The organism is Pseudomonas furukawaii, assembly GCF_002355475.1.
In the GTDB taxonomy this organism is placed as follows: domain Bacteria; phylum Pseudomonadota; class Gammaproteobacteria; order Pseudomonadales; family Pseudomonadaceae; genus Metapseudomonas; species Metapseudomonas furukawaii.
This window is the reverse complement of sequence record NZ_AP014862.1, coordinates 1,661,597-1,685,605: the sequence shown is the minus strand read 5'-3', so window position 1 is coordinate 1,685,605 and position 24,009 is coordinate 1,661,597. Positions and strand designations below refer to the sequence as shown.

22 protein-coding genes and 3 pseudogenes are annotated in these 24,009 nt (G+C 64.0%); all 25 read right to left on the bottom strand.

From position 1 onward, the window contains the following. Window positions 1–112 precede the first annotated feature (112 nt). Window positions 113–862 carry a TIGR03747 family integrating conjugative element membrane protein gene (locus KF707C_RS07845; protein WP_003452502.1) on the bottom strand — a complete coding sequence of 250 codons (750 nt, stop codon included), beginning with the start codon at window positions 860–862 and terminating at the stop codon, window positions 113–115. Then, on the bottom strand, window positions 859–3,015 hold the full coding sequence (gene traD / locus KF707C_RS07840) for a type IV conjugative transfer system coupling protein TraD (protein WP_036993057.1): 2,157 nt from the start codon (window positions 3,013–3,015) through the stop codon (window positions 859–861). The genes KF707C_RS07845 and traD overlap by 4 nt, the downstream gene beginning before the upstream one ends. An 8-nt stretch (window positions 3,016–3,023) precedes the next feature. Then, window positions 3,024–3,557 (bottom strand): integrating conjugative element protein, encoded by a 534-nt coding sequence (locus KF707C_RS07835; RefSeq protein WP_003452505.1) that lies wholly within the window; start codon window positions 3,555–3,557, stop codon window positions 3,024–3,026. After that, window positions 3,554–4,174, bottom strand: a complete 621-nt coding sequence (locus KF707C_RS07830; RefSeq protein WP_003452507.1) for a lysozyme family protein — start codon at window positions 4,172–4,174, stop codon at window positions 3,554–3,556. The genes KF707C_RS07835 and KF707C_RS07830 overlap by 4 nt, the downstream gene beginning before the upstream one ends. After that, window positions 4,159–4,875: a TIGR03759 family integrating conjugative element protein gene (locus KF707C_RS07825; protein ID WP_003452509.1), complete on the bottom strand. Its 717-nt coding sequence runs from the start codon at window positions 4,873–4,875 to the stop codon at window positions 4,159–4,161. Before KF707C_RS07825 ends, KF707C_RS07830 begins: the two co-directional genes overlap by 16 nt. A 10-nt stretch (window positions 4,876–4,885) precedes the next feature. Further along, on the bottom strand, window positions 4,886–5,533 hold the full coding sequence (locus KF707C_RS07820) for a hypothetical protein (protein ID WP_003452511.1): 648 nt from the start codon (window positions 5,531–5,533) through the stop codon (window positions 4,886–4,888). Next, on the bottom strand, window positions 5,530–6,063 hold the full coding sequence (pilL2, locus tag KF707C_RS07815) for a PFGI-1 class ICE element type IV pilus protein PilL2 (RefSeq protein WP_197704973.1): 534 nt from the start codon (window positions 6,061–6,063) through the stop codon (window positions 5,530–5,532). Before pilL2 ends, KF707C_RS07820 begins: the two co-directional genes overlap by 4 nt. A gap of 368 nt (window positions 6,064–6,431) precedes the next feature. Next, window positions 6,432–7,519 (bottom strand): annotated as a pseudogene (locus KF707C_RS07810) (IS5 family transposase). Between the two features lie 518 nt (window positions 7,520–8,037). After that, entirely contained in the window at window positions 8,038–9,105 is a 1,068-nt protein-coding gene (locus KF707C_RS07805) for a UvrD-helicase domain-containing protein (protein WP_003451210.1), read from the bottom strand. Next, window positions 9,102–11,183: an ATP-dependent nuclease gene (locus tag KF707C_RS07800; RefSeq protein ID WP_003451208.1), complete on the bottom strand. Its 2,082-nt coding sequence runs from the start codon at window positions 11,181–11,183 to the stop codon at window positions 9,102–9,104. Before KF707C_RS07800 ends, KF707C_RS07805 begins: the two co-directional genes overlap by 4 nt. Beyond that, window positions 11,140–11,394, bottom strand: a complete 255-nt coding sequence (locus tag KF707C_RS29665) for an AAA family ATPase (RefSeq protein WP_231992304.1) — start codon at window positions 11,392–11,394, stop codon at window positions 11,140–11,142. Before KF707C_RS29665 ends, KF707C_RS07800 begins: the two co-directional genes overlap by 44 nt. Window positions 11,395–11,615: 221 nt before the next feature. Beyond that, the gene (locus KF707C_RS07795) at window positions 11,616–13,886 is read right to left on the bottom strand and encodes a helicase-related protein (protein WP_003451206.1); all 2,271 of its coding nucleotides are present in this window, start codon (window positions 13,884–13,886) and stop codon (window positions 11,616–11,618) included. Between the two features lie 99 nt (window positions 13,887–13,985). Beyond that, window positions 13,986–14,282: a hypothetical protein gene (locus KF707C_RS07790; RefSeq protein WP_003451204.1), complete on the bottom strand. Its 297-nt coding sequence runs from the start codon at window positions 14,280–14,282 to the stop codon at window positions 13,986–13,988. Between the two features lie 99 nt (window positions 14,283–14,381). Beyond that, window positions 14,382–15,491, bottom strand: a complete 1,110-nt coding sequence (locus tag KF707C_RS07785) for a DUF6094 domain-containing protein (protein WP_003451202.1) — start codon at window positions 15,489–15,491, stop codon at window positions 14,382–14,384. Window positions 15,492–15,558: 67 nt separating this feature from the next. Beyond that, complete coding sequence (locus KF707C_RS07780) at window positions 15,559–16,209, bottom strand: hypothetical protein (RefSeq protein ID WP_003451200.1); 651 nt, start codon at window positions 16,207–16,209, stop codon at window positions 15,559–15,561. A 227-nt stretch (window positions 16,210–16,436) separates the two neighbouring features. Next, a complete protein-coding gene (locus tag KF707C_RS07775; protein ID WP_003451198.1) occupies window positions 16,437–17,264 on the bottom strand; it encodes a DUF932 domain-containing protein in 828 nt (275 codons plus the stop codon). A 149-nt stretch (window positions 17,265–17,413) separates the two neighbouring features. Further along, a complete protein-coding gene (locus KF707C_RS07770) occupies window positions 17,414–17,674 on the bottom strand; it encodes a hypothetical protein (protein WP_003451196.1) in 261 nt (86 codons plus the stop codon). 17 nt (window positions 17,675–17,691) lie between these two features. Further along, entirely contained in the window at window positions 17,692–18,075 is a 384-nt protein-coding gene (locus KF707C_RS07765) for a hypothetical protein (protein WP_003451194.1), read from the bottom strand. Window positions 18,076–18,167: 92 nt separating this feature from the next. Then, on the bottom strand, window positions 18,168–18,782 hold the full coding sequence (locus KF707C_RS07760; protein WP_003451192.1) for a DUF3275 family protein: 615 nt from the start codon (window positions 18,780–18,782) through the stop codon (window positions 18,168–18,170). A gap of 116 nt (window positions 18,783–18,898) precedes the next feature. Then, window positions 18,899–19,435: an STY4534 family ICE replication protein gene (locus KF707C_RS07755; protein ID WP_003451191.1), complete on the bottom strand. Its 537-nt coding sequence runs from the start codon at window positions 19,433–19,435 to the stop codon at window positions 18,899–18,901. A gap of 342 nt (window positions 19,436–19,777) precedes the next feature. After that, window positions 19,778–20,144 (bottom strand): annotated as a pseudogene (locus KF707C_RS07750) (DUF3085 domain-containing protein). 96 nt (window positions 20,145–20,240) lie between these two features. Then, window positions 20,241–21,422 (bottom strand): annotated as a pseudogene (locus tag KF707C_RS07745) (IS3 family transposase). Between the two features lie 50 nt (window positions 21,423–21,472). Beyond that, window positions 21,473–22,261: a hypothetical protein gene (locus tag KF707C_RS07740; protein ID WP_003451183.1), complete on the bottom strand. Its 789-nt coding sequence runs from the start codon at window positions 22,259–22,261 to the stop codon at window positions 21,473–21,475. 291 nt (window positions 22,262–22,552) lie between these two features. Continuing rightward, entirely contained in the window at window positions 22,553–23,269 is a 717-nt protein-coding gene (locus KF707C_RS07735; RefSeq protein WP_003451181.1) for a DUF5983 family protein, read from the bottom strand. Between the two features lie 250 nt (window positions 23,270–23,519). Then, window positions 23,520–23,912, bottom strand: coding sequence for a hypothetical protein (locus KF707C_RS07730; RefSeq protein WP_003451177.1), 393 nt, complete (start codon window positions 23,910–23,912; stop codon window positions 23,520–23,522). Window positions 23,913–24,009 lie beyond the last annotated feature (97 nt).

The following is a 24,009-nucleotide window of genomic DNA, read 5'->3' as shown; positions in this document are numbered from 1 at the left end:
ATAGCCATTTTTTGCACTCCTGTATCCGCTTCTTGCAAGACTGGACTTATCCCTATCAAACCGGACACTGCAGCCCGTTAAGGAACTGCTGATCAAAATTAACGTGTCGCACCTACAGATACTTCTTGAACGTCGCCGCAGCGATGCACACCGCCACGCCGAGCAGTGCGGCGCTGGGCAGCAGGATCAGCAGCGGGTTCACGCTGACCGGCAGTGCCAGGTAAGTCACCCACGGCAGTACGGCCAGCGGGATCAGGCTGGCCCTGGCGCGGTGATAGATGAACCCCGACTCGCGTCCCGCGCCGAAGCGGCGGATGTCCCGGCGCACCAGGCCGTCCACGAGGCCGACGAAGGCGGCCATCAGGAACAGCGGCAGGGTCAGGCACAGCACCAGCAGCCGCACGAGGAAGACCAGCGTCGTGTAGGCCGCCGCGATCAGGTAGCTCTCTACGTTCACGTAGACTAGGCCGATGTAGTAGCGGAAATCCTTGGTCGGGCGGTGGCTGCCGGCGCTGGCCTGCGCGGAGGCGTCGCGTATCCAGTCCAGCAGGCCGCTTTTCACGAACAGCCAGTGGTAGCCCTGCTCGACCAGCCGGTGCGCGGTGCGCCCCGGCTCCTGCACCAGCGCGCTGCGCGTGAAATGCGTGGAGAGCTGATCGAGCTCGTAGTGCAGCATGCCCTGCGCGTGGCGCCAGCCCTGCTCGGGCCAGAAGAAGTGCATGCCGACGCATTCGATCAGGATGCACAGCAGCAGCGCGCCGCACAGCACGCCGAAGAAGCGGAACGGCAGCGTGACTAGGCCGGCGATCAGCCCCTGCTGTCGCTGCTGCTGGCGCTGGGCCGCGACGGCCGGGTCGCTCATGCTTCCGTTCCGTCAGCCGCGGCCATCTGCTTGAAGTCGTCCAGCAGGTCGTCGGGCAGCGCCTCGTCCTGCAGGCCGGGGATGCCCTGGTTCTCCCACCAGTCTCCCGCCTCGACGTAGTGCTGGCGCATGTAGCCGGCCAGCTCCTGCAGATCCTTCGGCATGGCTTCGTCGGAATCGGGTGCCGGCAGCGGCATGCGGACTTTCCAGAGGTTGCTGCCCTCGGTCAGCGCGAAGCACTGCCCCTTGGGCAGCGCCACCACATGCGCCGGTTCGATCAGCGGCACGCTGTTGCTGCTGATGCGGTCCTGGGTGTTGGACGTGAACGCGGTGTTGCCGCGCGGGTCGGAGCTGTCGGTGGCGCCGCTCATCAGTGCCGTGGCGTACACCTCGACCTTGGGCAGTTGTCGCGTCAGCAGCTCGGCGGTGGCGGTCTCGCGCACGCGCAGCATGAACAGGTTGTTGAAGTTGCCGACCACCTGTCCTGCCTTGGCGCGGTTGCCGATGCGCGCCTCGATGTCGCTGAGCGTCTGCGTGTAGGCCGTCACCTGCACGCCCGCCCCGCCGCCCTTGTTGACCATCGGGATGAACTCGTCGCCCATCAGTTCGTTGAACTCGTCGGCGTGGACGTTGATCGGAATCCTGGTGCCCACCGCGGCGCCGGGTAGCCCGTCGTCGATGCCGAACTTGTAGATGTGGCCGGCGACCGAGACCAGATCGCTGAACATCGAGTTGCCCACCGCCGCCGCGACTTCGGCGTCGGACAGCGCATCCAGCCCCACATAGACCACCGCGCGTTTGCGGATGATTTGCATCCAGTCGAAGATCGGCCGCGGGTCGGACAGGTCGGAATAGTTCGGTGCGAGCAGTTGCGCGATCTTGCCGGTGGTCAGCTTCTCCAGCAGCGGCAGCAGCGAAGCGACGATCTTGTCGAAGTAGGTCCGGTCGTAGCGCACGGCGCTGCGCAGGCCATCGAGCACCGGGTCATAGACGCGCACCTGGGACAGGTACTGTTCGAGGGCCACCACGCGCTTCTCGCGCCCGATCATGTTGCGCGGGATGTTCTTGTCGTTGAGCCTGGCTTCGAGCTGGACGATGACCTCCCAGGCCTTCGGTTCGTTCCTGGCGAAGTAGTGCTGGGCGTACTCGATGAACAGCGCGTCGATGTTGATGACGTGGCGCTGGATCAGCAGGTAGTCCGGCCGCTGCCCCAGCTCGACCAGGGCGCGCGCGATGATGTTGACGAAGCGCCAGGCGAATTCGCGGAACGCGGCGCTGTTGCCTTCGCCCGAGAGCTGTCCGGCGATGCGCGTGGCCACCTCGGAGATCCGCCCGAACCGGCCGACGGCGTTGTAGCGCGCCGAGATGTCCGGCCAGCCCAAATGGAAGACGTAGAACTCGCCTTCACGCCCGGCGCGCCTGGCCTCGATGTACATGCGCTTCAACAGGTCCGCATCGCCCTTGGGGTCGAAGACGATCACCACCTCGTGCTCGCCACGGACCTTGCGGCGGATGTCCTGGGTGATGAACAGCTCGGCCAGCCGCGTCTTGCCCACGCGCGTGGTACCCAGCACCAGGGTGTGGCCGACGCGCTCGCCCAGCGGCAGCGTGACGTCGACCTCGGCCGGTTCGATGCCGTGCAGGCGCGGCAGTCCGCCCACCGGCGGCAGCGGCCGCGCCGGGTTGAGCGGGCTGTCCCAGGCCAGCGCGCGCGCCAGCTTCGAGAGGGGAAACGGCGCGAACTCCAGCCGCTCCTCCAGCCCCCGGGCGGCCCGATGGATCGCCGTCGGCTCGACGTAGCGGCGGAACTCCGGCCGGTAGGTCTGCAGCAGCCGGTGCGTGTGCCGCTGCTCCCAGCGAAAGCCCCGGCCGACGAACAGCCGTTGCTGGCTGACCGGCACGTCGCGGCTGGTCATCACGTAGCGCGGCAGGCGGCGGATGTTGCGGCGATAGCGCAGGATCGCCCAGGCATCGCGCAGGCGAATCGCGCCGAAGCTCAGGAAGGCCAGCGCCGAGCCCAGACCGAGCAGCGGGTTCAGCGCGAGCGACCATGGTGCCACTAGGCACAGAATCGCGGCACCGGTGCAGACCGCCACGGTATAAAGCTCCACCGCTGGCCGCAGCAGAACCTCGACCGCATGCGGTTGGGCCATTTGCGCACCTACTGCTCGACGCCGGTGGACGTGATGAGCACCGGGTAGTGGCGCAGGCCGAGGCGCTGGGCCAGGTCGTCGCCGGAGGCCGGCGAGAGGGTCAGGCCGGGAGCCAGCCGGCGCAGCGCCATCAGCGCGGCCATCGACTCCACGTTGACCACTAGGCCCACGGCGCCCAGCTCGCGCAGCGCGGCGTGGCGCCGCCGCAGCCAGGCGCGCGAACGCTCGTCGTCGCCGATCAGGAACAGCGCCGTCAGGCCCGGCGCCCGGATGACGCGGCGCGGCACCTCGCCCGGCGACAGGTTCGCCGAGCGCACCGGCAGCATGGCGGCTTCGGCGTCGGCCACGTTGCCCACGCGCGAGCGTGGCAGCGGGGCTGGCCGCGCGGTGTCGTCCGGCTGCGGATTCAAGGGCTGGTAGTACGGCAAGGCGGACGCGCCGCCACGGTCTTCGACCACGATCAGCGGCGCGGCGGCGGTCTGGGCGAAGACGGTGGTCGTGGACAGCAGCCCGATGGCGGCGATGAGGACGATGGGGTTCATGGCGTGGTGGCCTGGAAGGTTGGAACGGGAACGCCGGGGTCGAGCACGCGGGTCAGGTGCCGATGCACACTGCGCCGGTAGCGCGCCGCGGGTGCCCCGCCGGCGGGCCGGTGGTAGCGGCCGATAGCAAGCAGCCAGTCCTCGCCCGGCGTGTGCTGTTCGCGCAGGATTTCCGCAGCAATGGCGAGGTTGCGGTACGGGTCCAGCAGCTCGCAGGGCTGCATGTAGCGATGCGCGTGGTAGCCGAGATTGACCTGGCCGAGGCCGGCGTCGATGCGATTGGCCGGCGTGCGGGCGAGCGCTCGGCGCAGCCCCGCGCAGGCCGCGGCGCGGGTGGCGTAGCGCTGCGGCGTGCCGGCGACGTTGAGCGTCCAGGGCCAGGGGATCAGGCGCCCGCGCAGCGTGGCGCCGCTCTCCTGCAAGGCCACCGCGTACAGCACCGCCGCCGGCACGTCTGCACGATGCGCCGCCAGTTGATAGGCCGGCGGCGGCACTTCCCGCGCCAGGGCGGCCAACGCCCAGCCACCGGTGGCGAGCAGCAGCGCGGCGCTGACGCAGCGGATGGCGACGCGGGACGGCCGATGCTCCCCGCCCGGAGCACCTATTGCCGCTGCCATTGGCCGTTCAGCTCGCGCACCACGGCCGGCAGATCGCCGGACAGGCCGAGCGACAGCCAGCGCCCCGCATCGTGGTTGAGTGTGATGGTGCGGGCGCGCACCCTGGCCGGGTCGATGCCCGCCTGGGTGGCCCACTGGCGGATGCGCGCGTCGTCCTGACGGCTGCCGACCATGTAGAGGTCGAAGGCCGTGCCGGCCGCCTGCAACTGCTGTACGCGTTGGGCGCACGGTGCGCAGTCGGCCTTGACGAAAACCGCCAGGCGCCCGGAGCCGGTGTTGCCGGCACCCTGCGCCTTGGCGCCGGGCAGGCTCACGCGCGGCTGGCCGGGAAACAGGCGCTGCCACGCCGCGTCGTAGGCACGCTGGTAGGCCAGCGTCTTGCCGACGCGCCGGGCCTCGGCCTGCACCTGCAACTCGGCGTAGCGGCGGCGTTCCTCGTCCGTGCGCGCTTCGATCCCGAGGGCCGTGAGCGGGTCGAGGTTGGGCGAGTATACACCCAGCGGCCCCTGCATCAATTGGCGGTAACGCGCCCATTCCTCGGGCTGCAATCCCCAATCGCGCGCCAGGCGCTCGTCGAGTGCCGCATCGGTGTTGGGCTGTACCTGGCTGGGCGCCACGCGCGCATTCGTCACCGGAGATTGCGCGGAGGCCCCCAGGGAGACGGACAGAAGCACGGCAGCAAGCATCGGCCGCAGGGTCATGGCCCGCCTCCTACGGCACGGCAAGGCGCTGCACCTGGCCGTCCACGCGGAACACGGCGGCGCGAGCCTCGATGGATTGCAGGTGCCAGCCGCTCTCCGCATCACCCTCGCGCAGTAGCCGGACACTGCCGAGCGAGGTGGCGGCCATGGGTGCGACCGACAGGAAGCGCTCGCCGCCGCGCAGTTCCACGCCGACCACCTGGAACGGTGGAACCGGCAGCGCCGGCTTTGTCACCTCGGGTGCTCGACGGGGGGCGACGGCGGTAGCTTTGCGGGCTTTTTCCAAACGGGTTTCGATCCCGTGCACACGAGCCTGCAAGGTCTGCAGGTCGATGGCGAGGCTGTCCGCAGACTGTGCCGCCTCGACACGCGCGATGCGCTCGTCCAGCGCCCGTTGCGCGGTGGCGAATTCGACCTGCCCGAGCGGCGCAGGCCGGCGCCTGTCCACCTTGGCCTGCTGTTCGAGTTCGGCCAGCCGCAGGCCCAGCGCCTGGACCTGGGCGTCCTGCGCACTGGCCTCGGCCTGTTCGCTGAGACGCGACAGGCCGACACTGTTGACAGCGGCCAGGGTGCTCGTGAGCAGCAGCCAGACGGTCGCGGCGATCTTGAGCCAGCGTGTGCGGGCGGCGGACTCGGACGGTGCTTGGGGGAAGCTCATCGCGTTGCCTCCACGACAGCATCGACGGCCGCTGCCACCGGATCGGCCACGCGGGTGAAGCAGACCTCGCGGCTCAAGTCATCGACCGACAGCGTCCAGGCCGGGCCGGCCAGGGTCAGCAGTGCATCGCGCAACAGCAGCGGGCCAAGGCGTAGATGCGCGGCTGGCAGCGGTAGCGCGTAGAGGGCGTCGGCGTCGATGGCATCGCAGAGCCGGTAGCCCGAGCGCAGCAGGACATGCCGCATGGCGTCGCCCACGTTCGCATCGAGCGTGGGCGGGATGGAGACTTCCACGGTCTGCTGCAGCAGATCGCGCTGGGCAGGCTCCGGCGCCAGTTCGACCAATGTGTAGCGGCCGTAGCGTACGACGGGGATTCGTTTGTCGGTCAGCGATGCCGAGACAGTCGGGGTCGGGGGATAAGGCGACGGGATCGGAGACGAGCTGGCGCAACCGGCCAAGCCGCTTCCGATCAGCAGGATGGTCGCGAAGACGCGGCGCCGGGCGCCGCTGGAGAGCAAGGAAGGTGGCACGCATCGATTCCCAGGAAGCCGTGATGCGATACCTTCGCAAGGTAGGCTGGCTACATCTGCAGAAAATGGGAACCAGCGCTGCACCGCATTAGGGGGCAGTGGCATCTGAAGGATTGCTGAGGTCCTTGAGCGTGTCGATGCAGAGATCGTCGGACAATGGCTACTGACTTGAGGCAGCGCATCAGCATGGTGGCCGCCGACTAACAGGCCGTTGAAAAATTCGGCCTCGACTGCCCCAACCCGTTCGGGGTGTCGCTTTTTCAAGCGCTTGGGCCTAACGGAGGCCGCAAAAGGCCTGGATTCAGGCCTTTTTGACCGGTTTCAGCACTACTTTCACGCCTTTCGGCGTTTTTCGGGCGCACCTCGCCCTATACATGCGAGCCTCGCCACCAACCCGACAGACTCCCCAGTCGGATCAGGTTGTAGACCGAGAAGCCCAGCAGCAACTGGGCACTCAGCTTGGCGCGGCCGATCAGCTTAGTCTTGCGCAGGCCGCCAACCGTCTTCAGCCAACCAAAGCCTTCTTCGATCCGCTTGCGGATCTTCTGGCTGGTGGCGTACCCCGGGTGCCGCGTGGTGCGGCCGTCGATGGCACTGCCCTTGCGCTTGTGCGCCACATGCGGCGTCACCTTCAGCTCGCGCGCCCCCTGCACAAAACGCTTCTGGTCGTAATTCTTGTCCGCCCCCACCGTGCTGCCCGGCTTGGCCGTGCGCTCCAGCATCTCCAGGGTCGCCTCCACCTCGGCACGTCCATTGAACTCGGTGCATTCCACATCCACGATCAGGCCGTTGCGGTGCTCCATCATCGTGTGGGCCATGTGCGCCAGGCGACTGGCATCGCCATTGCTCTTGCGCGCCAACTTGGCTTCAGGATCGGTGGTCGACTGGTGGGTCGCGTTGCTGCGCTTCTCGCCCTTGAAGTCGGCATCGGGGTTGCGCGTGCCATCCTCCCGTGGGTCGCCGCCGTCCTTCTTGATGAAGGACTTGTGCGAGGCCCAGGCGTCGATCAGCGTGCCATCGACGCTGAAATGCTCGTCGCTGGCGTACTCGGACCATTCGTCCAGGGACTTGATGCGCTGAAAAAACAGGCGCGCTACATCCTGATTGAACAGCCGGTCGCGGTTCTGGCTGAAGGTCGAGTGATCCCACATGCGCTCGTCCATCGACAAGCCGACGAACCAGCGAAACAGCAGGTTAAAAAATCAATCTGCTCGACCAACTGCCGCTCGGAGCGAATGGTGTAGATCACTTGGAGCAACGAGGCGCGCAGCAGGCGCTCCGGCGCAATCGAGGCCCGTCCCAGGGTGGAGTACAGCCCGTCGAAGTCCCGATCCATCGACGCCAAGACAGCATCGACCAGCTCGCGCAGTGGACGCAGCGGGTGATCGTTCGGGATGCGCTGCTCCAGCGTCGTATAGCTGAAAAGCTCGTTTTGTTTGAGGTCGAGTCCACGCATAGGCTTAGGCTGGCTTCGGCAGAAGGGGATAGTCGCCATTTTGCCAGAGCCAGGCGGGCTCTGGCTTTTTTCAACGGCCTGCTAGGAGAGAATCTTGCGGGCCTTGACCAGTTCCCGCTTCGGTGGTCACGAACGGGCGCAAGCTGGCCGGGATTTCAAACAACCCGTGGACTGCCACGCATTCGAGAACATCGAGAAACTTTGTGGCTGGATGATCGACGTCGAGCGCTGTCAGCGCCTCGACAGCCTGCCGCGCCGCTCGCAAGGGGGTGTCGGGATCATCGCTAATGCGAGCGTCGCTCGCCGGAGGAGCGGAGAGGTTCTGCGAAGGTGTGCCATGACACCAAATTTGTCATTGGCGGCCGAGGTCGCGAGCAAAGGAGCGACACGTTCCGTGAAAAACCGGAGCCCGGCCAGGTCACCCTTTCTCAGGCCTGTCGAAAGCCGCGAGTCCTGATCGAGAGCCTGGAACATTGATAGGAATCCGCAGCGTGAGGCGGCCATATGATGTTCGAGCGTCAGGGTCTTGACGGCTGTTTCCCCTTCCTCCCAGCCTTCGTATCGCAGATTTCCGCCATCCGCTCGCGGATTTGCTGCTCGACCGCGGGTTTGTCCAGCGTGGTGGCCGATGTGATGAACAGTCTGACGATGCCGGCCGCGCTATCGTCCCGAGCCAATTGGCGCTGACCGTCGACTGCAGATCGCAGGGAATTGCCCAACTGGATCACCCGCTGCGGCGACCGATGATTCATTCTCTTGACCGGCTTGGCCCAATCCTCAGGAACATCTCGCCCAAGATCCGGCTTGCCGTCCGCGCAAATTCTCTGCATGGTGTCGCCGAATAGTCCTAATGCAAATCGGCCCGTATTCGCCGCTGCCAGTGCGAGGAAGGCGTCCATCAGGACTTTGCTCGTGTCCTGACTCTCGTCGATGAGAAGGAAAGGGAACTTACTGACAAGAACAGCCTGCATCGATGGCTTGGAGACGATGAAGTCCGCGGTGATTTTCAAGACTTCGGAATGTGAGAGCGAGTCGGAGCCGAAGTTGTCTCCATTTGGGTTATAGGTGAAACGACGGGGTGTGTGAAGCCATCCGATGCGCTTGAGAATGGCTGTGATTCCACGCTCGCGATCCAGTGCGGCCTTCGTGCCGGCGCGCCCCTTGACCTGCTTCTCCTGCAACTCGGCAAGATCCCGCGGTAGGTTTGCGAGCAGCCAGGCTTGAATGTCAGCGTGATAGGAGCCGATCTGAGACCAACAAAAGCTGTGAATCGTCGAAATGGGAAAGAGCGCATCTTGACCGACACGCGACGCGATCTCGTCGGCAGCGGCATTTGTGTATGTGATGACCGCGACCTTCTTGCCGGCACGCCGGAAGCCAGCCCCGTATCTCTCTCGAAAGCTTTGCAGAGCGCTCTTGAGAGAACGTGTCTTTCCTGAGCCGGCGCCGGCGTAGAGGAAGAAGCTCTTCGGCGCCTTGGGGTCCAGGCACGCGCCGATCTCGGCGTCGACAGCGTCGTCAGCGTCGTCAGCGTCGTCAGCGTCGTCAGTATCAGATGAACCGAGTGCTATCACTTCTACAGTCATACGCTTACCGCCGTCGGTTCGTTTTCCGCGATGTCCTTCCCAACGGCGCGCTCGAACCAAGTCAGGCCGTCATGGATGTAGCGAGGCGGGATGACCGCCCTCGCGTCCTCCAGCATCAGGCAGTCAAGCGCGAACGCGGCCTTCTCCGCTGTTTTCAGCAGTTGGAATAGCTCATCCGCCAGTTCATCACCAGACAGGCCGTCCGTGACAATTGCCTTTATCTTGTCGCTTGTCCTTGATCCGGTAATGTTCGCCAGAACCTCGAGATTCTCCAGAATGAGGGCGTCCTCGAAGGTCCGCGGAATGATCTCAACTCCGCTACCGTCACCTGACGGTATCAAGAGTGGCTTCTGGTATGCGACGTAAAGGTCATACCCCTCGCAGCTCGATGACTCATGCTCTTCGGACTTGAGTGCCACAAGCTCGTCGATGAATTCCTTCGATGGGTGCCAGTCCTTGAGGACGGGACTGCCGGTCTTTTGGTCTGCTCCACGCTGGGGCTTCGTCGCCTTCCAGCGGATCGCTTCGGTTCCGGCCTGAGTCTGCACCTTTGTGGCGACGGTCGCATCGAGATCGGCGATGATCGGCGTCGTCAGCCCAAGTCCGTCGACAAGCCTCTTGAAACTGTGGGCGTGACTGCCGCCCAGATCAAGCAGGCTGATATAGCGGCGGGATAGCGAGTCGAAGTGATGCCGGATGAAATGGGGAACCAGAATGCGTTCAGCCTGGCCTTCGACGAATATGATGCCGTCGGCGAAAAACAGATCACAGTGTGTTGCTTTCAGATAGCGCTTGACGAATCGCTGAGTTTCGTCCCCTTCACCGAAGATATATGACAGGTTGGCGACGGTCGTAGTCGGCGTCTCACCAGATGAAGTCGCCGGAAGTCTGCGGAAGTAACGCAGATTTGCGAAGTCAGCCTCATGCGCCACATGGCTCGAATGAGTGCTGACGACCAATTGCGTCGAGAACGTTGTGCTGTCGCCAAGTTCATCGTGCTTGCGCAGAAGCTTATAGGCCTTCTTAATGAAGACCTGCTGGACCTGCGCGTGAAGATTTGCCTCCGGCTCCTCCACCAGAACCAAGTGCAGCGGTTGGATCTGCGTTTGTGCCCCAGGGTCGGTGTCCGCCGAAGCCTTTCCCACCCGCATCCACTCGTCACGATAGCCCATCAGCATGAAAACCATGGCGATGAGGTTCTGATAACCGAGACCGGAATAGTCTTCCGGAAGTTGGAGGGGCTTTAATCCTTCTCCAGCAAGGTCCGTCACCTGATACTGCACCGCGGAGCCATGCTTCAGCCCGTCAGTCGCCCGCAGTTGTGTGGTGATTTTCAGTTTTGGATTGCTGATTCCGGGATAGCCAAGATCCTCAAGTTCCTCGAAGGCAGCGGCGAAACCAACCTCGAGGCGCTTATCGAAATTCTGCTCAGCAGTCTGGATTGCGTCGAGAGCCTCATAGTCCTCTGCGGATGGCGTTTTCGCAGGATCGAGGTGACGATCATAGTAAGAGCGTAGTTGGTCCGAAAGACGGCGCTTATACCGGCGTGTCGACATATCCTGGGAGTCCTCGCCTGTCGGAGCCCGCTCACCAGCATCGGCGAAGTCACGCTGGGCCGCGATTTCGTCAATTTTGATCAGGTGCTTGAAAGGATTCTTCTCCAGCGGAAGCATGTTCTCCGGTAATGTTTGCGGCGTCGCCAATCCTTTCACTGGGGGGGTGTGGGCGGCAGGATCAAGGGCGAAAGCCTCAAGTGCGATGTAGGTTCGCAGGCGTCGTTCGAGGAATTCGGTGAGACAGGTGGGCCAGACTTGAATGTTTCCTACTTGACCTCCCGGGGCTTTCGCGCCCGCTTCGAGAGCGGCGCTGCGCTGTGCGACGTAGTCGGCTTTGAGCTTCGCGATCAGCTCGACTTGGTATTTCAGCCTAACGCCGAGCAGACCACCATTCCAGTCCAAGGTTGGAAGGATATGAACGACATGCTGGATTTCGGAGAGAGGGACATCGAGCCAGAAGTCGAGGCTGGGTAGCAGATCATTGATGATTGACCTCTCCAGCTGCGCCGTTTTCCCAGGCATCTCCAATCGCGTCGATCTTCGGCCAATTGGCGATCGTAATGTCGCGCAGGGCTAGTCGGTTGGGAGAAACAAGGAAATATCGAAGAGCAACCATCGCGGATGTCTTACCGCTGTTGTTCGCGCCAACGAATATTGTTGTTTCCTTGTCGAAGTCGAGGTGCGTCGACTTCAGTCTGCGAAAATTCGATATTTCGACGAACTTGATCTTCATTAGCGCGCCCTCCCAGCTGAGCTGACGCATTTGTACTGCGCCTGATGTTCCAACGCCACGTAGCTACTGGATGTGAGTATATCGAAGGAATGTGCGGAGGCTCACATGGAGCACGGGCGAATCATGTCGGAGAGAGTCACGCCAGACACCATCTACTCAGCAAGCGTCGATCGCGATGAAGAACGCGGCCCCCGAAGGGGCCGCCAAAGATCAAGCAAAGCTCAGCGCACCAGCTGCCGCGCCAGCGCCACCTCCACCGAGTCGCCATCCTGGTTCAGGACATCCAGTCCGGATTCGGGCACGTCGCCCGAGGTGGATTGCGACACCATGATCTTCCTGGCCATCAACCCCAGGCAGGTCATCTGCGAGGAGTTGGCGTAGCCGAGGTAGATCACACGCACCGGCTGCTTCTGGCCGATGCGCCATGAACGGCGTGCGGCCTGCTGCAGCGAATACACGTTGTAGCCCGACTGCATGAACACGATGGTCGGGAACTCCAACAGGTCCAGGCCGGTTTTCACCAGCTCCGGGTTGGTGATGAGCACGTCGATACCACGGTCGAGCTGCTCGGCGATCCAGTCCTCGCGGCGGGAGGCATCCACGCTCGCGCGCAGCACCGCCACCTTGAAGCCTTCCTGCTCCAGCAGCACCTTCAGGCGCGACGTGGTGTCGCGCGTGCCGGTGTAGACCGAATAGACCAGGGTCTTGCGACCTTCCGCTTTCTCCTGCTTGCAGATCTCGATCAGCTCGCGCTCCTTGGGCATCACCTCCAGCTCGTTGAACTGAGCCGGGACGAAGGCCAGGGTGTTGCGCGTGCGTGGATGCACCACGGTTTCCGACCGGAAGCAGGTGTCCGGCCAGGCCAGCAGCACGTTGAGCACCACACCGAGCAGCGTCGTGTCCCGCTTCGCCAGGGCTTGCCTCAGCTCTGCGGTCAGCCGACCCGCCAGATCGCGATAGGCCGCGGCCTGCGCCGTGTCCATCGCGACTTCGCGGAACTCCTCGTCGTAGGGCGGCAGCACGTTGCCGCCGATGTCCTTCAACTTGAGGAAGACGGTGAAGGGCAGGACGCAACGCAGCACGCCCTTGGGACCGAAGCCCGGCGCCTTGACCGTGCGCACCGATACCTTGGTGCCCTTGGCCGTCTTGTGCGCCGTGCCGATGCTCTCCGAATAGATGTCCTTGAGCACGCCGTGATCGCGCATGAACGCCATCGCGGCCGAGGTCATGCTGCCGCTCTTCGCCGGCCGGTAGCCGTCTTCGAGCATCCGCCCTGGCAGGGCGCGGAACAGCAGGTGGAACAGGTCGTCGCCGTAGCCGCCCATCAGCGTGCCGGTGAGCAGCAGCGTTTTGCGCGCCTTGGCCGCTAAAACCCCCATGGCCTGGCCCTGTGCGGAGCCGCCGTTCTTGTACTCGTGCGCCTCGTCGGCGATGAGCAGGTCGAACGTACCCTGGGGAAGCTGCCTCTTGATGAACTCGGACGGCTGGTAGCCGCCCTCGCCGAAGCCGAACTCCATGTTGGCCATCGCACGTTCCATGCGGTGGGCTTGCCGGTCCGAGAAGACCAGCTCGCCGTTGCCATCCATCAGGTTGATGAACTCGTGGATGTTGTCCCCGAGCATCGACGCGAGGAAGGCGTCACCGAACTTCTGCATCAGCTTCTGCGCGGTGACTTCCCCGATGGTCGGAATGCGCTTCAGTGCCTTGAGCACGGTCGAGGACTGGTCGCTGGCGGACAGGCCTCTGGGACGGATCAACGACCACAGCGGTGCACGGCAGTGGCTGCACTTGCGGCGGGACTCCTCGGCTTCCAGCTCGACCGGGTTGATCGGCTCGCCGTCGAGGTCGGTGATGATGTGGCCGCAATCCGGGCACGCCGCCACGTCACCGTGACGGGTACGGCGTCGCACGAACACCGGCTTCCAGTGGAAGCCCATGCGCATCCGCACACGGCCCAGGACGAAGAACTCCTGGCCTTGCGCCGGTACGCCCAACTGCTCGCGCAGCTTCAGCAGCTTGACCAGGGTGTCCGGGCCATTGAGTACCCAGACCTTGGTGCCGGCCACCGTCTCCTGGATCTCGCGCCGCCACTTGTAGACCAGGTGGGGTGGCGAGAGCACCAGGGTGCGGCGGTAGCCTTCGGCGTTGAGCACAGCGGCCGTGGCGATGCCAACGGTCGTCTTGCCGCAGCCCATCTCGCCATTGACGATCGCGGCGCGTTCGCCGCGGTCGACCAGCAGCTCGGTGACGGCATGGACGACATCGGCTTGCGCCGGGAACAGCTTGCGCTTGAGGGCTGCGAGGATGAGTTGCCGATGCACCCGCGCCTGGCCGGTGTAGACCGGCGGATTGGCGCGGTTGAGCGAGTCGAGCAGCTCGTCGCCGAACTCCGACACGAAGTCGGTCAGGCTGATGGTGAGGGGTGAAGCGGCCGCTTCGAGCAGGTCGCCCTGCACAGCGGTTTCGGGAACAGTGTCGAGATCGAGGGACATGGTGATGCTCCAAAAAGATGGGGCATGCACCGACCCCCGCAGGGGCGATGGCATGCCCCGGGGTGGGAAGAGAAAGACGGCCGAGCCGTCAGAGGACGATCAGTACTCGGATGGCAACAGCAGCGTGGTCACGCTGCGATCCCATTCGGTGATGATCCAGAGCTTCAGGCCGGGAGCGATCTGATAGGACGACAACAGTCGATCCTCGCCTGACTTCAATGCGGCATCGTTCTGCCGCTTGTCATCACCGCAAAGATCGCCCCAATCGCCACCGAGATGGCGCCGGAGATAGGGCACGGGATCGAGTGCACCCCGTTGAACCAGGTTGTTCACGCCCGCGGTCATGACCAGTTGGCCGGCCCGAAAGCGTAGTTGAGACAGAACGGCGAGTGCCATGGTGATTACCTCTCGAAATGAAGGGGCCACGGCACCCCACGGGGCGACTGGACCCCGATGGGTGGATGAAAACGACGGCGAACCGTCAGGGAAAAGCGATCAGCGAATGGTCAACACCTCTCCCCGCGTCGGGGAGCCGGGCGTCATGTCCCAGGCGCGGATCACAGGAACGAAGCGATCGGTGAGGATGCGTGTCTCGGCGACCGAGCCGTCATCCCGTTCCGTGTACTCCGTCGTCAAGGATTTCTCCTTGTGGGTATCGCCCTTGACCACCAACACCTTGCCGGTCTTGGAGGTCACGGCGCCCGAGATCGCCCCCGCGGCCAAGGCCAGGGCGAGATGCCAGTGCGACAAGGCCCGCGCCGGTGGCCGCAGTGATTGCTGTGCGGCACCCAGGTGGGTATCGAGCGCCGGCCAGAGTCCTTGCAGCCGGTCGACTTCATCGGCGAACTGCTCAGGCTCCATCGTGACGCGATAGAAGTGCTCCGGCTCGGCCGGGCTGGCGGGGACGGTGTACGGCAGGAACGGCCATTCGAGCGGCAGCTCCTCGGCTTGCGTCTCGCCTTGCCCAATCTGCAGCAGCAGACCACGCAGGGCCTTGGCCGACTCCGACGCCTGGTCGCGCTGGCGAACCCGGCGGCCGAAGACCACTACCTGTTTGAACTGCGTTTCCACCGCACGGTAGATGCGCAGGTCTTTGAGGTGGCGCGTCAGCCATCCGACCAGCTCGGCGTCGAGCACGTAGGACGGCACGATGAAGACCAGCACGCCACCGTACTGCAGCAGCGGCAGCGTGCGCTGATAGAACAGCTTTTCCAGCCGCGCACGGCCCTGGCCCTGATAGCCGATGTTGCCGTTCACGTCCTTGGAAAGGTCGCCATACGGCGGGTTCAGCCACAGCAGCCCGAAGGACTGGCGCGAGATCAGTGTGTCCATCAGGTCACCGTGGATGCAGCGATCGACCAGTTGCCGTGCGTGGCGGGCACGCTCGGCGTCGTACTCGACGGCGAAGGCCTGGACCTGCGCGCGCCCGAGGGCGTGGGCGGCTTCGGCAATCGCCACGCCTTCGCCGGCGCAAGGATCGAGGATGGACATGGAGCCGGGAGACGGCGCCAGTGCGGACAAGGCCCGCTCCAGCGTCGGCTCGTCGGTGGGGAAGTAGCCGTTACGAATGAAGTTGCGCGCCAGGCGCGGAAACATGAGAGCCATGGATTTCTCCTGGTGATGGATGAGGGAAGGCGGACACGCGCGCGGCGCGCATGCCCGTGGGGCTGGCTCACGCCACACGCCGAAGCGGTGCGTTCGCGGCCAGTTCGTACTGCGTGGCGCCGAGGGTGCCGTTGCGGATCAGCTCGCCCAGCGCCTTCGTCAGCGCCGGGACATCGAGGGCCAGCCGATGGCCTTCCAGCGGCCCGAGGGCCAAGGGAAGACCGGTCAGCATCCGCCGTGTCTGCAACAGCTCCAGCACGGTGTCGCGCCAGTGGTCGAGCAGTGGCAGCGGGCAGGTGTCCTGCACCAGCGTCCACAGCCGGTCGAGCCGGTGAGCGGAATCCCTGGGCAGAAGCGCCAGCGCGCTGGCGTTGGCCTTGTCTGGCTTCACGCAGCGACGATCGAACAGCCACACGTTCGTCAGCGAACCGAACAGCGTTCGCCGGTAGGCGCGGGTGATGCGCTTTTCCAGGTTCTCGACGTTGCCGACGAAGAGCGGGACGCATGCGCCCTGATCGGTGATGACGTGGAACTGGTCGAGCCCCTGTTCATCCCGGCCGAGCGTCAGGCGGGCGAGGAACTCCTGAACGGCGGTGTCGCGCGCCCAGATCGAGAGAAAGACAAGATTGCCCTGCTCGTCACCGACGCAAGCGTCGGCCATGAGGTCGGGGCATTCGTCGATGCGGTACAGCGGTTTCGCGGAAGAAGGTGCAGGCATGGTGATGTCCTCAAAAAAAGCAGAGGCAGCACCACCCGCGAGGGCAGTCACTGCCCCAGGGGGATCGAAGGAAACGCCGTGAGCGTCGTGGCAAAGAGAACGACCCAATGTGCGGGAGCAAGAAACCGCCACGCAACACAACCTTGTTTGTGAGGCAGATGTCGAAGGGGCTTCTGCTGAACGAAAAAAAGCGGACCATGCCGCGATGGGCACGATCCGCATGGGGGTCAGGCTTTCAACTGACGCAGACCTTCCGCCAGCAGCCATAGCGCCCGGTTGAGCCGGACGTTCTGGTCGATGCCTTGAACGGGCCGCGTCTGCCGCTGGCGCCCGTTCGCGGTACGGCTGGTCAAGCCACCTTTGACGAGGTTCTCCTGCACGCGATTGAAGACCGACCACAGGTCCGAACGGTTGTCGTCGAAACGACGTGGCCGCAGAATCTGGCTCTCCGTGATCGGCACGGCCTTGCCAGAGTCGTCGTACTTGAGGGTCAACGCCGAGCGGGCGAAGACCTCGGCCTCACCGTCGTCGAGTGTGATGGCACCCATGGCGTCGCGCGAGTGCTGCACCCGCTCGAAGCCATCCAGCACCTCGTAGGCGCCTTCGATGACATGATCGGTGACGTTGCCCTTGTGAGGCACGCGCACGTCGGCGAACGTGTCGCCGCACACCAGGCCGTTTTGGCAAACGAATCGAAACATGCCGGCGAGCATTTGATAGCTGCTCGTACCATCGTGCGAATTGAGCAGGATGATTTCGTTCGCCTCGGTGCCGTCGATCTGGCTCGCGTGACGAAGCCGCAGCATGTGCTTGGTGTAATCGCGACGATCTTCGTGGCGCACAGGTGTCTGGCAAACCATGAACGGTTGGAAACCCTCCTTGCGCAACTCCGCCAACACGGCCGCAGTCGGGATGTAGCTGTAGCGCTGGGAACGGCTTTCGTGCGGGGTCTCCGCGAAGATGGAGGGGGCGACGGTGCGGACCTGATCGTCCGACAGCGGATGATCCGAGCGCAGCACCGGAGAGCGCTGGGAAAAACGGGATGAGAGTTGCATGACTATCTCCTTGAGGATTGGAGCAATCGGCATCGAGCGGCGGTAAGCCGGATGCGCGACCGCGTGGGACAAAAGAAAGGCCCTGCGCAACAGAGCCTGGACAGGTCAGGTAGAGAGGAATGCAGGCCCGTGAAGCAAGGGCCTGCGGTTCAGTCCGGCTCGAACTGCCGGCTGTAGGGATTGAAACGAAGCGCCTCGCTTCCCTTGTGGATCGGTGTGAAACCGTCCAGGAGAAGATTGACGAAGTACTGGTCGCGGTAGGTCAGCGCCTGCCGTGCCTGTTCCTCGGTGAGACCGTCGCTGATGAAGTGATCAAGCGGTTCGTCGTCGGAAGAAACGTCGTTGTTGGACAACTGGTCTTCGACCAGGCGCAGCAACGATGCCGGGAGGGCGGCCAGGATCGGGTCCATGACGAACGCCTCCGGCATCACGCCATCAACGCCGCCGGCTTGCGCCGACGTGCGTGATGGGCGCGCACCCCTTCGCGCCACTCGGGGGATTGCACCGGCGCCATGTCGAGATAGCGCAACGGGCACGAGTAGTAGTAGGGGTGCATGGATTCATCCAGCGGCTTGTAGCCCCATTCGCCACCCGATCCTTGCAGCAGGTCGCAACGGATGACGTTGATGGAATCGCCGACAGCGAGCTTCATGACTCCCGCCCGCTTGGCGGTGATGCGCACCACGGACCACAGCACGTTGCCGCGCAGGGTGTGGGCGATGACCTCCGAGCGAGCGTTTTCGGCGTCCTGCGGTTCGATCAGTTTGTGGATCAGTTGGTCGCGGGTTTGCCGCGAGAAATACCAGCCCATGGGAGTTCTCCTGTGAAAAAAGCCGGAGCACTCCCCCGACGGTGGAAGTGCCCCGACGGGTGGTTGAAACGTCGCGGGAAGCGACGGGTGGATCAGGCGCTGGCGAGGTGCCAGTCCTGGGACAGCGGGGCGAACGAATAACCCAGCGCTCCGAGGCGGTCGCGCTGCTGACGCAGGACACGACGATCCACAGTCGGATCGAGCTTGACGATGTCGCCCAGCGGCCATAGCGCTCCGAACAGTGCGGTGTCGTCTTCATCGGCCGAGGCCACGGAAGACGGCTTGGCCGCTTTCTCGGTGCCGAACGGCGTGGTATCGACCAGCGGATCGCGGGTCTTGCGACCCTTCGCCTTGGCAGGTGCCGGGGCTGCGACAGGCACAGGTGTCTGCGCCTCTTCGTCGATCGGATCGACTTCCTGCGGACTCAGCCGGCGGGCTTCGTCACGGCTCAGGGGATCGATGCTGGACAAGGTCATACCGCCCAGGTGGGCGCGAATCTCGATCACCATCCGCCCACTGGTGTTGTAGGTGGAGGGCCGGATCTCGGTGATGATGAAGTCGCCGTCGTACTTGCCTTCGGCGTACTGGTCGAGTTCGGCATTTTTGATGACGAACTCGCCGATGGAAGTCGCCAGGCGGCCGACGTTGAAGTCGCCGTTGCGACCGTGGATGGTCTTGATGGCCAACTGGCCTGGAACAGTGATCATGGATAGCTCCTTTCGATGAATGAGCGATCGCGTGCCGCCGGCGCCGGGGCGCAGGCAGTGCTCGATCGAAGGGGAAGAAAACAAGGCCCCGGTGCATGCGCACGGGGCCTTGCAGATCAGAACGAATCGGCCAGGGCCGGCGCCTCAGCAGGTGCATCAGCGTCGTCATTGATGGCGGCTTCGGATACGGGCGCATCCTGGGCTGCCGACGCGCTGGAGGGTGCTGGTGCATCCTCGCTCGCCGCGTCATCGGTCGTCTTGGGCTCGGCCTCGTAGACCATCTCGCCATCGATCTTGATCCAGCTCACGAAGAGCAGGCGGGCCTTCAGGCTGACGCCCGGCTTTCCTTCATTCTTCCCCTTGGTGTAGGTGAAGATGTCGGTCCACAGGTCGCCCAGGCGGAACCCGATCAGCACCTTGCGTTCGGCCTTGACGGCCTCCTCGCAACGACGGATCAGGTGCTGCGCCTCACTGCCGGATACGCGCACGTCGAAACGGCGGTATTCCGGTTTTACGCTGGGACCGTTGAGCGCCGCGATGTCGCAGGCCAGGAACGCATCGCCTTTCTTGGGCTTCACGTCGCGGATGCGGTTGAGGTACCCGAGGCCGGTGATGTGCAGATCGAAGTAGGACTTTTCGGTGGAAGTGGTCATGGTGAATCTCCTGAGAACAATGAGGCGGAGACACACCCGACCCAGGCGGGGAAGGTGTGGAACCCCCGCGTGGGTTGATGGAACAGCTTGGGGCATCACCATCGAGAACCGATGGCCGTTCGCGCATGGATGCCGGTGCGAACTGATGTGATCGACGCGGTCGGAACCGCGTCGCAGCCTTGAAGATCGTGGCTGCCTGGGCATGTCGCTGACGGACGTCAGCGGAACATGGCCGGAAGCGTGGCGCCAGGACGGCGCGCAGGCGAGCGGAAATCGGTACTCGCGGCGGTCCACATTGCCGGGAAGAAAGAGGCCCCCGGAGCGGGGGCCAGGAATGGGCGGTCAGTTACCGCTGGGTGTGGGAGGAACCGCCTGCAGCGACAGGTGTGTCGCGGTGGCGGACACGTCGAGGTCTCCCTCGCCGCTCAGGATGAGCGCGAAGACACCATCGTGCGGATCGAAGAACTCGCCGAAGTCGTCGCCGCCGAACTCGGTGCGCGCCAGCTCCCACCAGTCATCGAATGCATCAACGTCCGGGTTGCAAGCCGGCGGCATAGGCGATGGTCTTCTGGCGACCATCGTGTCGGCGCTCGCCGCGCTCGGCCAGGAAGTACACGCCGTGATCCTTGACCAGGATGACGCGGCATTGATTCGCCGCCGCTTCGGCGAGCACGGGCCGCAGCTCCGTGCCTTTGAATCGAACAGTCATGGGTGTCTCCAGGGAGGCAGGAAGAGAGGCTTCCCGCCGCGAGGGCAGGAAGCTGCTGGGAGGTCAGTGCCGGACCGCCTTGCGACCGTGTAGTGGTCAACTAATTTCGGACACTGCGATAGGTTGTTTTTGCTGTTGCCGCTCGAACGCTGTTGGCGCTTGATAGCTTAGGCTCGAGTGCAGACGCTCGTTGTTGTAGAAGCCGACGATGTAGTCGGCGATATCTGTCATCGCTTCGCTGTGGTTGGCGTAGTCAAGCTGCCAGACCCGCTCCATTTTCAGGTTCAGGAAGAAGCGCTCCATCACCGCATTGTCCCAACAATTTCCCTTGCGGCTCATGCTCATCACCAGACCATGCTGAGCCAGTACGCCTTGATGAGCCGCGCTGGCATATTGGCTGCCACGATCCGAGTGCACGATCAGCCCGGCTGCAGGCTGGCGTTGGGCGATCCCCATCTGTAACGCCGAGCACACCAGTTCTGCCGGCATGTTCGGCGCCATCGACCAACCGATGATCTTGCGCGAGAAAAGATCCATTACCGCTGCCAGATAGAGCCAGCCGCGGCGTGTTCGAATGTAAGTGATATCCGCCACCCAGGCCTGGTTGATGCCCTCGGGATTGAACTGCCGGTTCAGGATATTGGCCGCTATCGGGAGGTCGTGTTTGCTGTCGGTGGTGTGGATGAACTTGCGCCTCCAGGTCGGTCGCAACTGGTGCTTCTTCATCAGTTGCCTCACCCGGTACACCCGGTAGCGCCCGTACTGAAAGCCCTGAGCCTTAAGCGCCGCTTGCAAGCGACGACTGCCATAGGTGCGGCCGCTCGCCATGAACTGGGCTTTCAAGGTGGTAGTCACAGGGCACGCCTTGGGCGGCTGCAACAGGCCTCGAGACACCGCGTAATAGCCCGAACGACTCACTCCAAATAATCGACAAAGCCTCTTGGTAGGGGCCTTCTGCTGCTCCTGAGCGATCAAGATAGATCACTTCATTTCCCGGGCAAAGAAGGCCGATGCTTTTTTTAACAGTTCGTTATCCTGCTTGAGCCGAAGGTTTTCAGCTTCAAGCTGCCGTATTCGTTGCTGCTCGGCCGTCAGCGGCTTCCCGATCCCGGTCTGGCCCGATGACTCCGCGTCGTACTGCTGCACCCAGCGACGCACGGCGGTCTCGCCAAGATCCATGTCTCGGCAGACTTGCGGAACAGTCAGGCCCTGTTCCTTGATCATTTTCACGACTTGCAGCTTGAAGCTGGCGTCGAACTCTCTGCGTTTACGGCTCATAAATATTCCCCTGTCAGTGGATTTTCCACCTATCGAGGTGTCCAGGGAAATTAGGCCACCACACCGGACAGGCGCTGCACACGGATGCGCCGCCAGCTTCCGTCGTCGATCAGCCGTTCCAGCGTTTCCCCAAGTGAGCCGAAGAACACCTCATCGACCCGTTCGATCAGCTCGCCGTCGCGGTGCAGCTCCACCGCGTAGAGGTCGAGGCCACGCTCATACAGCACAGTGACGCGACCCTGGAACTTCATCGTGGCGACGGTGAAGCCGATGGCCGGTGGCGTGCGGATGATGTCGGCGGGCAGCGGATCGACCCAGGTGATGTCCCGCGCACCGGCATCCACCAACAGGTGGGTGACGCGCCGGAAACCATCGGGAGCGGGCAACTGCTCCAGTTGGACGATCAGTTCCTGCAGCTCGGGGCAGCGCGGCTCCGGGATCGGCAGCTTCGCCGGCGCAGAACCGAGCACGAACCGCTTCACCGTGTAGGGCTGGCCGTCGGCGGTGAACTCGATCCGCTCCTCGGGCGTGTCCGCCCGCTGACCGTCGAAGCAGCGTCTGACATAGGGTTCGACCTGCACCTTGGCGCCCTCGTCGGGCACCTCGGTCACGAGCGTTCGATCAAGCACCGCGAACTCGGCTCGTCCCGTCTTGACGACGATGGCCTCGTCGGTGGTGGCGATGACCCTGCCCTCGAAAGGCTTCGGGTCGATGTGAAAGCCCAGCGTCGAAACCTTGGGCTGACCGTCGAAGATGTTGAACTTGAACGAACGGACGTTGGAAGGCACATGACCGACGATGAGCGTCGGCATCTGTGCGCGGATGGCTTGGGTATCCATGGGGAGACTCCTTGTGGCAACCAAGGGACTCCCGCCCGCAAGGGAGGTCTGTCCCTTGAGGGTGAGGTGGATGAACGCGGTATGCGTCCGGCGAAGGAAACGACCAGCACGGCGAACCGCGCCGCAGTCTGGAAGGTCTCGACTGCCTGGGCATGCTGCCGGCAACGCCAGCGAACATGCGGCCAGCGTGCGGCACATGACGGCGGCCGTCCGCCGGGAATCGGCAACGCGCCGGCACCGCGTTCCGCGGAAAAGAAGAGCCCCGACGTGGGGGCTCGAATGGGTCGCGGGTTACTCGTCGTCGTAGAGCGTCAGCCCGTCCAGCACGGGCGCGTCGGCATCGAACACCAACATGCGAACGTCGGCGAGCGCAGCCAGGTGCAGCACTTCCACGAGGGACTCCGGCATGCCCTTGGCCCGGTGCTCCTGCCGCAGCTCTTCGGCGGTGATGCCCTCGACATGCTGCAGGTTCGCATCCGTCGAGGGCGTGGCGATCAACTTCACGCCGATCGCGGGGCTGTACGGGATGCGGAAGGCGACGAACAGAAAACCGCTCGGCGTGGCGATGTCGGCCAGGTTGGCCAGATAGCGGCCGGCCTCCTCGGTGATGTGCGCCGAGCTGATCTCCCAGGCACGGCTGTAGAACCCGGTCTCGAAGCGCAAGCGCCGCACCACCTCGCGCGCGGCTTCCTCGGAGTAGGTATCGCCGACGTGCAGCGGCTGGCCGGCTTCTTCGGCCATGACGGCGTAGACGAGGTTTCGGGCGATACCGTGGCTGGGGCACTGTGCGTCCAGCTCGGGCGGCACGTTCTGGCCCTCGGTTATCAGCGCGAAGTCGTCGCAGAAGACGCAGGCATGGCGCTCGACCTGTCTGTCCGGGAGGTGCGACTGCGAGACGTGCAGCGGCAGATAGCTCAGCGGGCAGTCGTCGTCGTAGGAAATCGCCAGCAGCCGCTGCACGGACAGGCCATCGTAGCCGCGGACGAAGGGGTTTTTGGAATGGGACATGGGATTCCTCCAGCAGAGGATGGCCGAGGCAATCCCCTGCCGGGGATTGAACCCCAGCGAGTGGATGAAGTGGCAACCGGTCAGCCGGCCGCGGCGTCTGGCCGCCCTGGTGGCGGGCGGTGCAGGTCAGTGGAAGATGCTGATTCGGGACATGGCCGCTCCTGCGAAAAGAAGGAGGGACATGGCCCCGAACGGGGACGCATGTCCCTCATGGGGTGGGATGAAAGGACGGTGGGTTGCCAGGCGCGGCTCACCAGCCGTTGTAGTGCAACGTGAGGTCAGCGATGACCTGGCGCCGTTCCAGATCGAGGCCGCCGAAGTCGGACAGCCCCTCGAAGCCGCAACGCTTGAGCATCGCGCCGCCCTCGCGGGAGTTGTAGAAGCTCACCATCGCGGACAGGAACATGCGTTGACCGCTGCTGAGCGCGCCCAGGGCGTCGTTGAGCATCAGCATGTTGGGCCGCAGGTCCCACTTGGTGGTGGCACGCTGCAGACCTTCGCGTGTGCCGTCGCCGAACCATTCGTGGCCGGCGATCTGCGCGCCGCGCTTCCAGGCCTCGAAGAAGGCCTGCGGTGCAGCATCGAAGTGCGCCTGTTCCAGCGCCATCTGATCGAGCACGTCTTCGGGTAAAGACAGATTCATGAGAGGACTCCTCGAAGGGTGGGAATCAGGGGTGAGCGCGCTGCGTCCAGGGATGGGTATCCAGGGCGCGCTGCGCAGCACCTGTAGCGGCAAACGC

What these genes read in the sequence shown, in the direction of transcription:
- KF707C_RS07845 (WP_003452502.1), bottom strand. Translation starts at nt 862, where the DNA reads ATGAGCGACCCGGCCGTCGCGGCCCAGCGCCAGCAGCAGCGACAGCAG.
- traD (WP_036993057.1), bottom strand. Translation starts at nt 3,015, where the DNA reads ATGGCCCAACCGCATGCGGTCGAGGTTCTGCTGCGGCCAGCGGTGGAG.
- KF707C_RS07835 (WP_003452505.1), bottom strand. Translation starts at nt 3,557, where the DNA reads ATGAACCCCATCGTCCTCATCGCCGCCATCGGGCTGCTGTCCACGACC.
- KF707C_RS07830 (WP_003452507.1), bottom strand. Translation starts at nt 4,174, where the DNA reads ATGGCAGCGGCAATAGGTGCTCCGGGCGGGGAGCATCGGCCGTCCCGC.
- KF707C_RS07825 (WP_003452509.1), bottom strand. Translation starts at nt 4,875, where the DNA reads ATGACCCTGCGGCCGATGCTTGCTGCCGTGCTTCTGTCCGTCTCCCTG.
- KF707C_RS07820 (WP_003452511.1), bottom strand. Translation starts at nt 5,533, where the DNA reads ATGAGCTTCCCCCAAGCACCGTCCGAGTCCGCCGCCCGCACACGCTGG.
- KF707C_RS07805 (WP_003451210.1), bottom strand. Translation starts at nt 9,105, where the DNA reads ATGACTGTAGAAGTGATAGCACTCGGTTCATCTGATACTGACGACGCT.
- KF707C_RS07800 (WP_003451208.1), bottom strand. Translation starts at nt 11,183, where the DNA reads ATGCCTGGGAAAACGGCGCAGCTGGAGAGGTCAATCATCAATGATCTG.
- KF707C_RS29665 (WP_231992304.1), bottom strand. Translation starts at nt 11,394, where the DNA reads ATGAAGATCAAGTTCGTCGAAATATCGAATTTTCGCAGACTGAAGTCG.
- KF707C_RS07795 (WP_003451206.1), bottom strand. Translation starts at nt 13,886, where the DNA reads ATGTCCCTCGATCTCGACACTGTTCCCGAAACCGCTGTGCAGGGCGAC.
- KF707C_RS07790 (WP_003451204.1), bottom strand. Translation starts at nt 14,282, where the DNA reads ATGGCACTCGCCGTTCTGTCTCAACTACGCTTTCGGGCCGGCCAACTG.
- KF707C_RS07785 (WP_003451202.1), bottom strand. Translation starts at nt 15,491, where the DNA reads ATGGCTCTCATGTTTCCGCGCCTGGCGCGCAACTTCATTCGTAACGGC.
- KF707C_RS07780 (WP_003451200.1), bottom strand. Translation starts at nt 16,209, where the DNA reads ATGCCTGCACCTTCTTCCGCGAAACCGCTGTACCGCATCGACGAATGC.
- KF707C_RS07775 (WP_003451198.1), bottom strand. Translation starts at nt 17,264, where the DNA reads ATGCAACTCTCATCCCGTTTTTCCCAGCGCTCTCCGGTGCTGCGCTCG.
- KF707C_RS07770 (WP_003451196.1), bottom strand. Translation starts at nt 17,674, where the DNA reads ATGGACCCGATCCTGGCCGCCCTCCCGGCATCGTTGCTGCGCCTGGTC.
- KF707C_RS07765 (WP_003451194.1), bottom strand. Translation starts at nt 18,075, where the DNA reads ATGGGCTGGTATTTCTCGCGGCAAACCCGCGACCAACTGATCCACAAA.
- KF707C_RS07760 (WP_003451192.1), bottom strand. Translation starts at nt 18,782, where the DNA reads ATGATCACTGTTCCAGGCCAGTTGGCCATCAAGACCATCCACGGTCGC.
- KF707C_RS07755 (WP_003451191.1), bottom strand. Translation starts at nt 19,435, where the DNA reads ATGACCACTTCCACCGAAAAGTCCTACTTCGATCTGCACATCACCGGC.
- KF707C_RS07740 (WP_003451183.1), bottom strand. Translation starts at nt 22,261, where the DNA reads ATGGATACCCAAGCCATCCGCGCACAGATGCCGACGCTCATCGTCGGT.
- KF707C_RS07735 (WP_003451181.1), bottom strand. Translation starts at nt 23,269, where the DNA reads ATGTCCCATTCCAAAAACCCCTTCGTCCGCGGCTACGATGGCCTGTCC.
- KF707C_RS07730 (WP_003451177.1), bottom strand. Translation starts at nt 23,912, where the DNA reads ATGAATCTGTCTTTACCCGAAGACGTGCTCGATCAGATGGCGCTGGAA.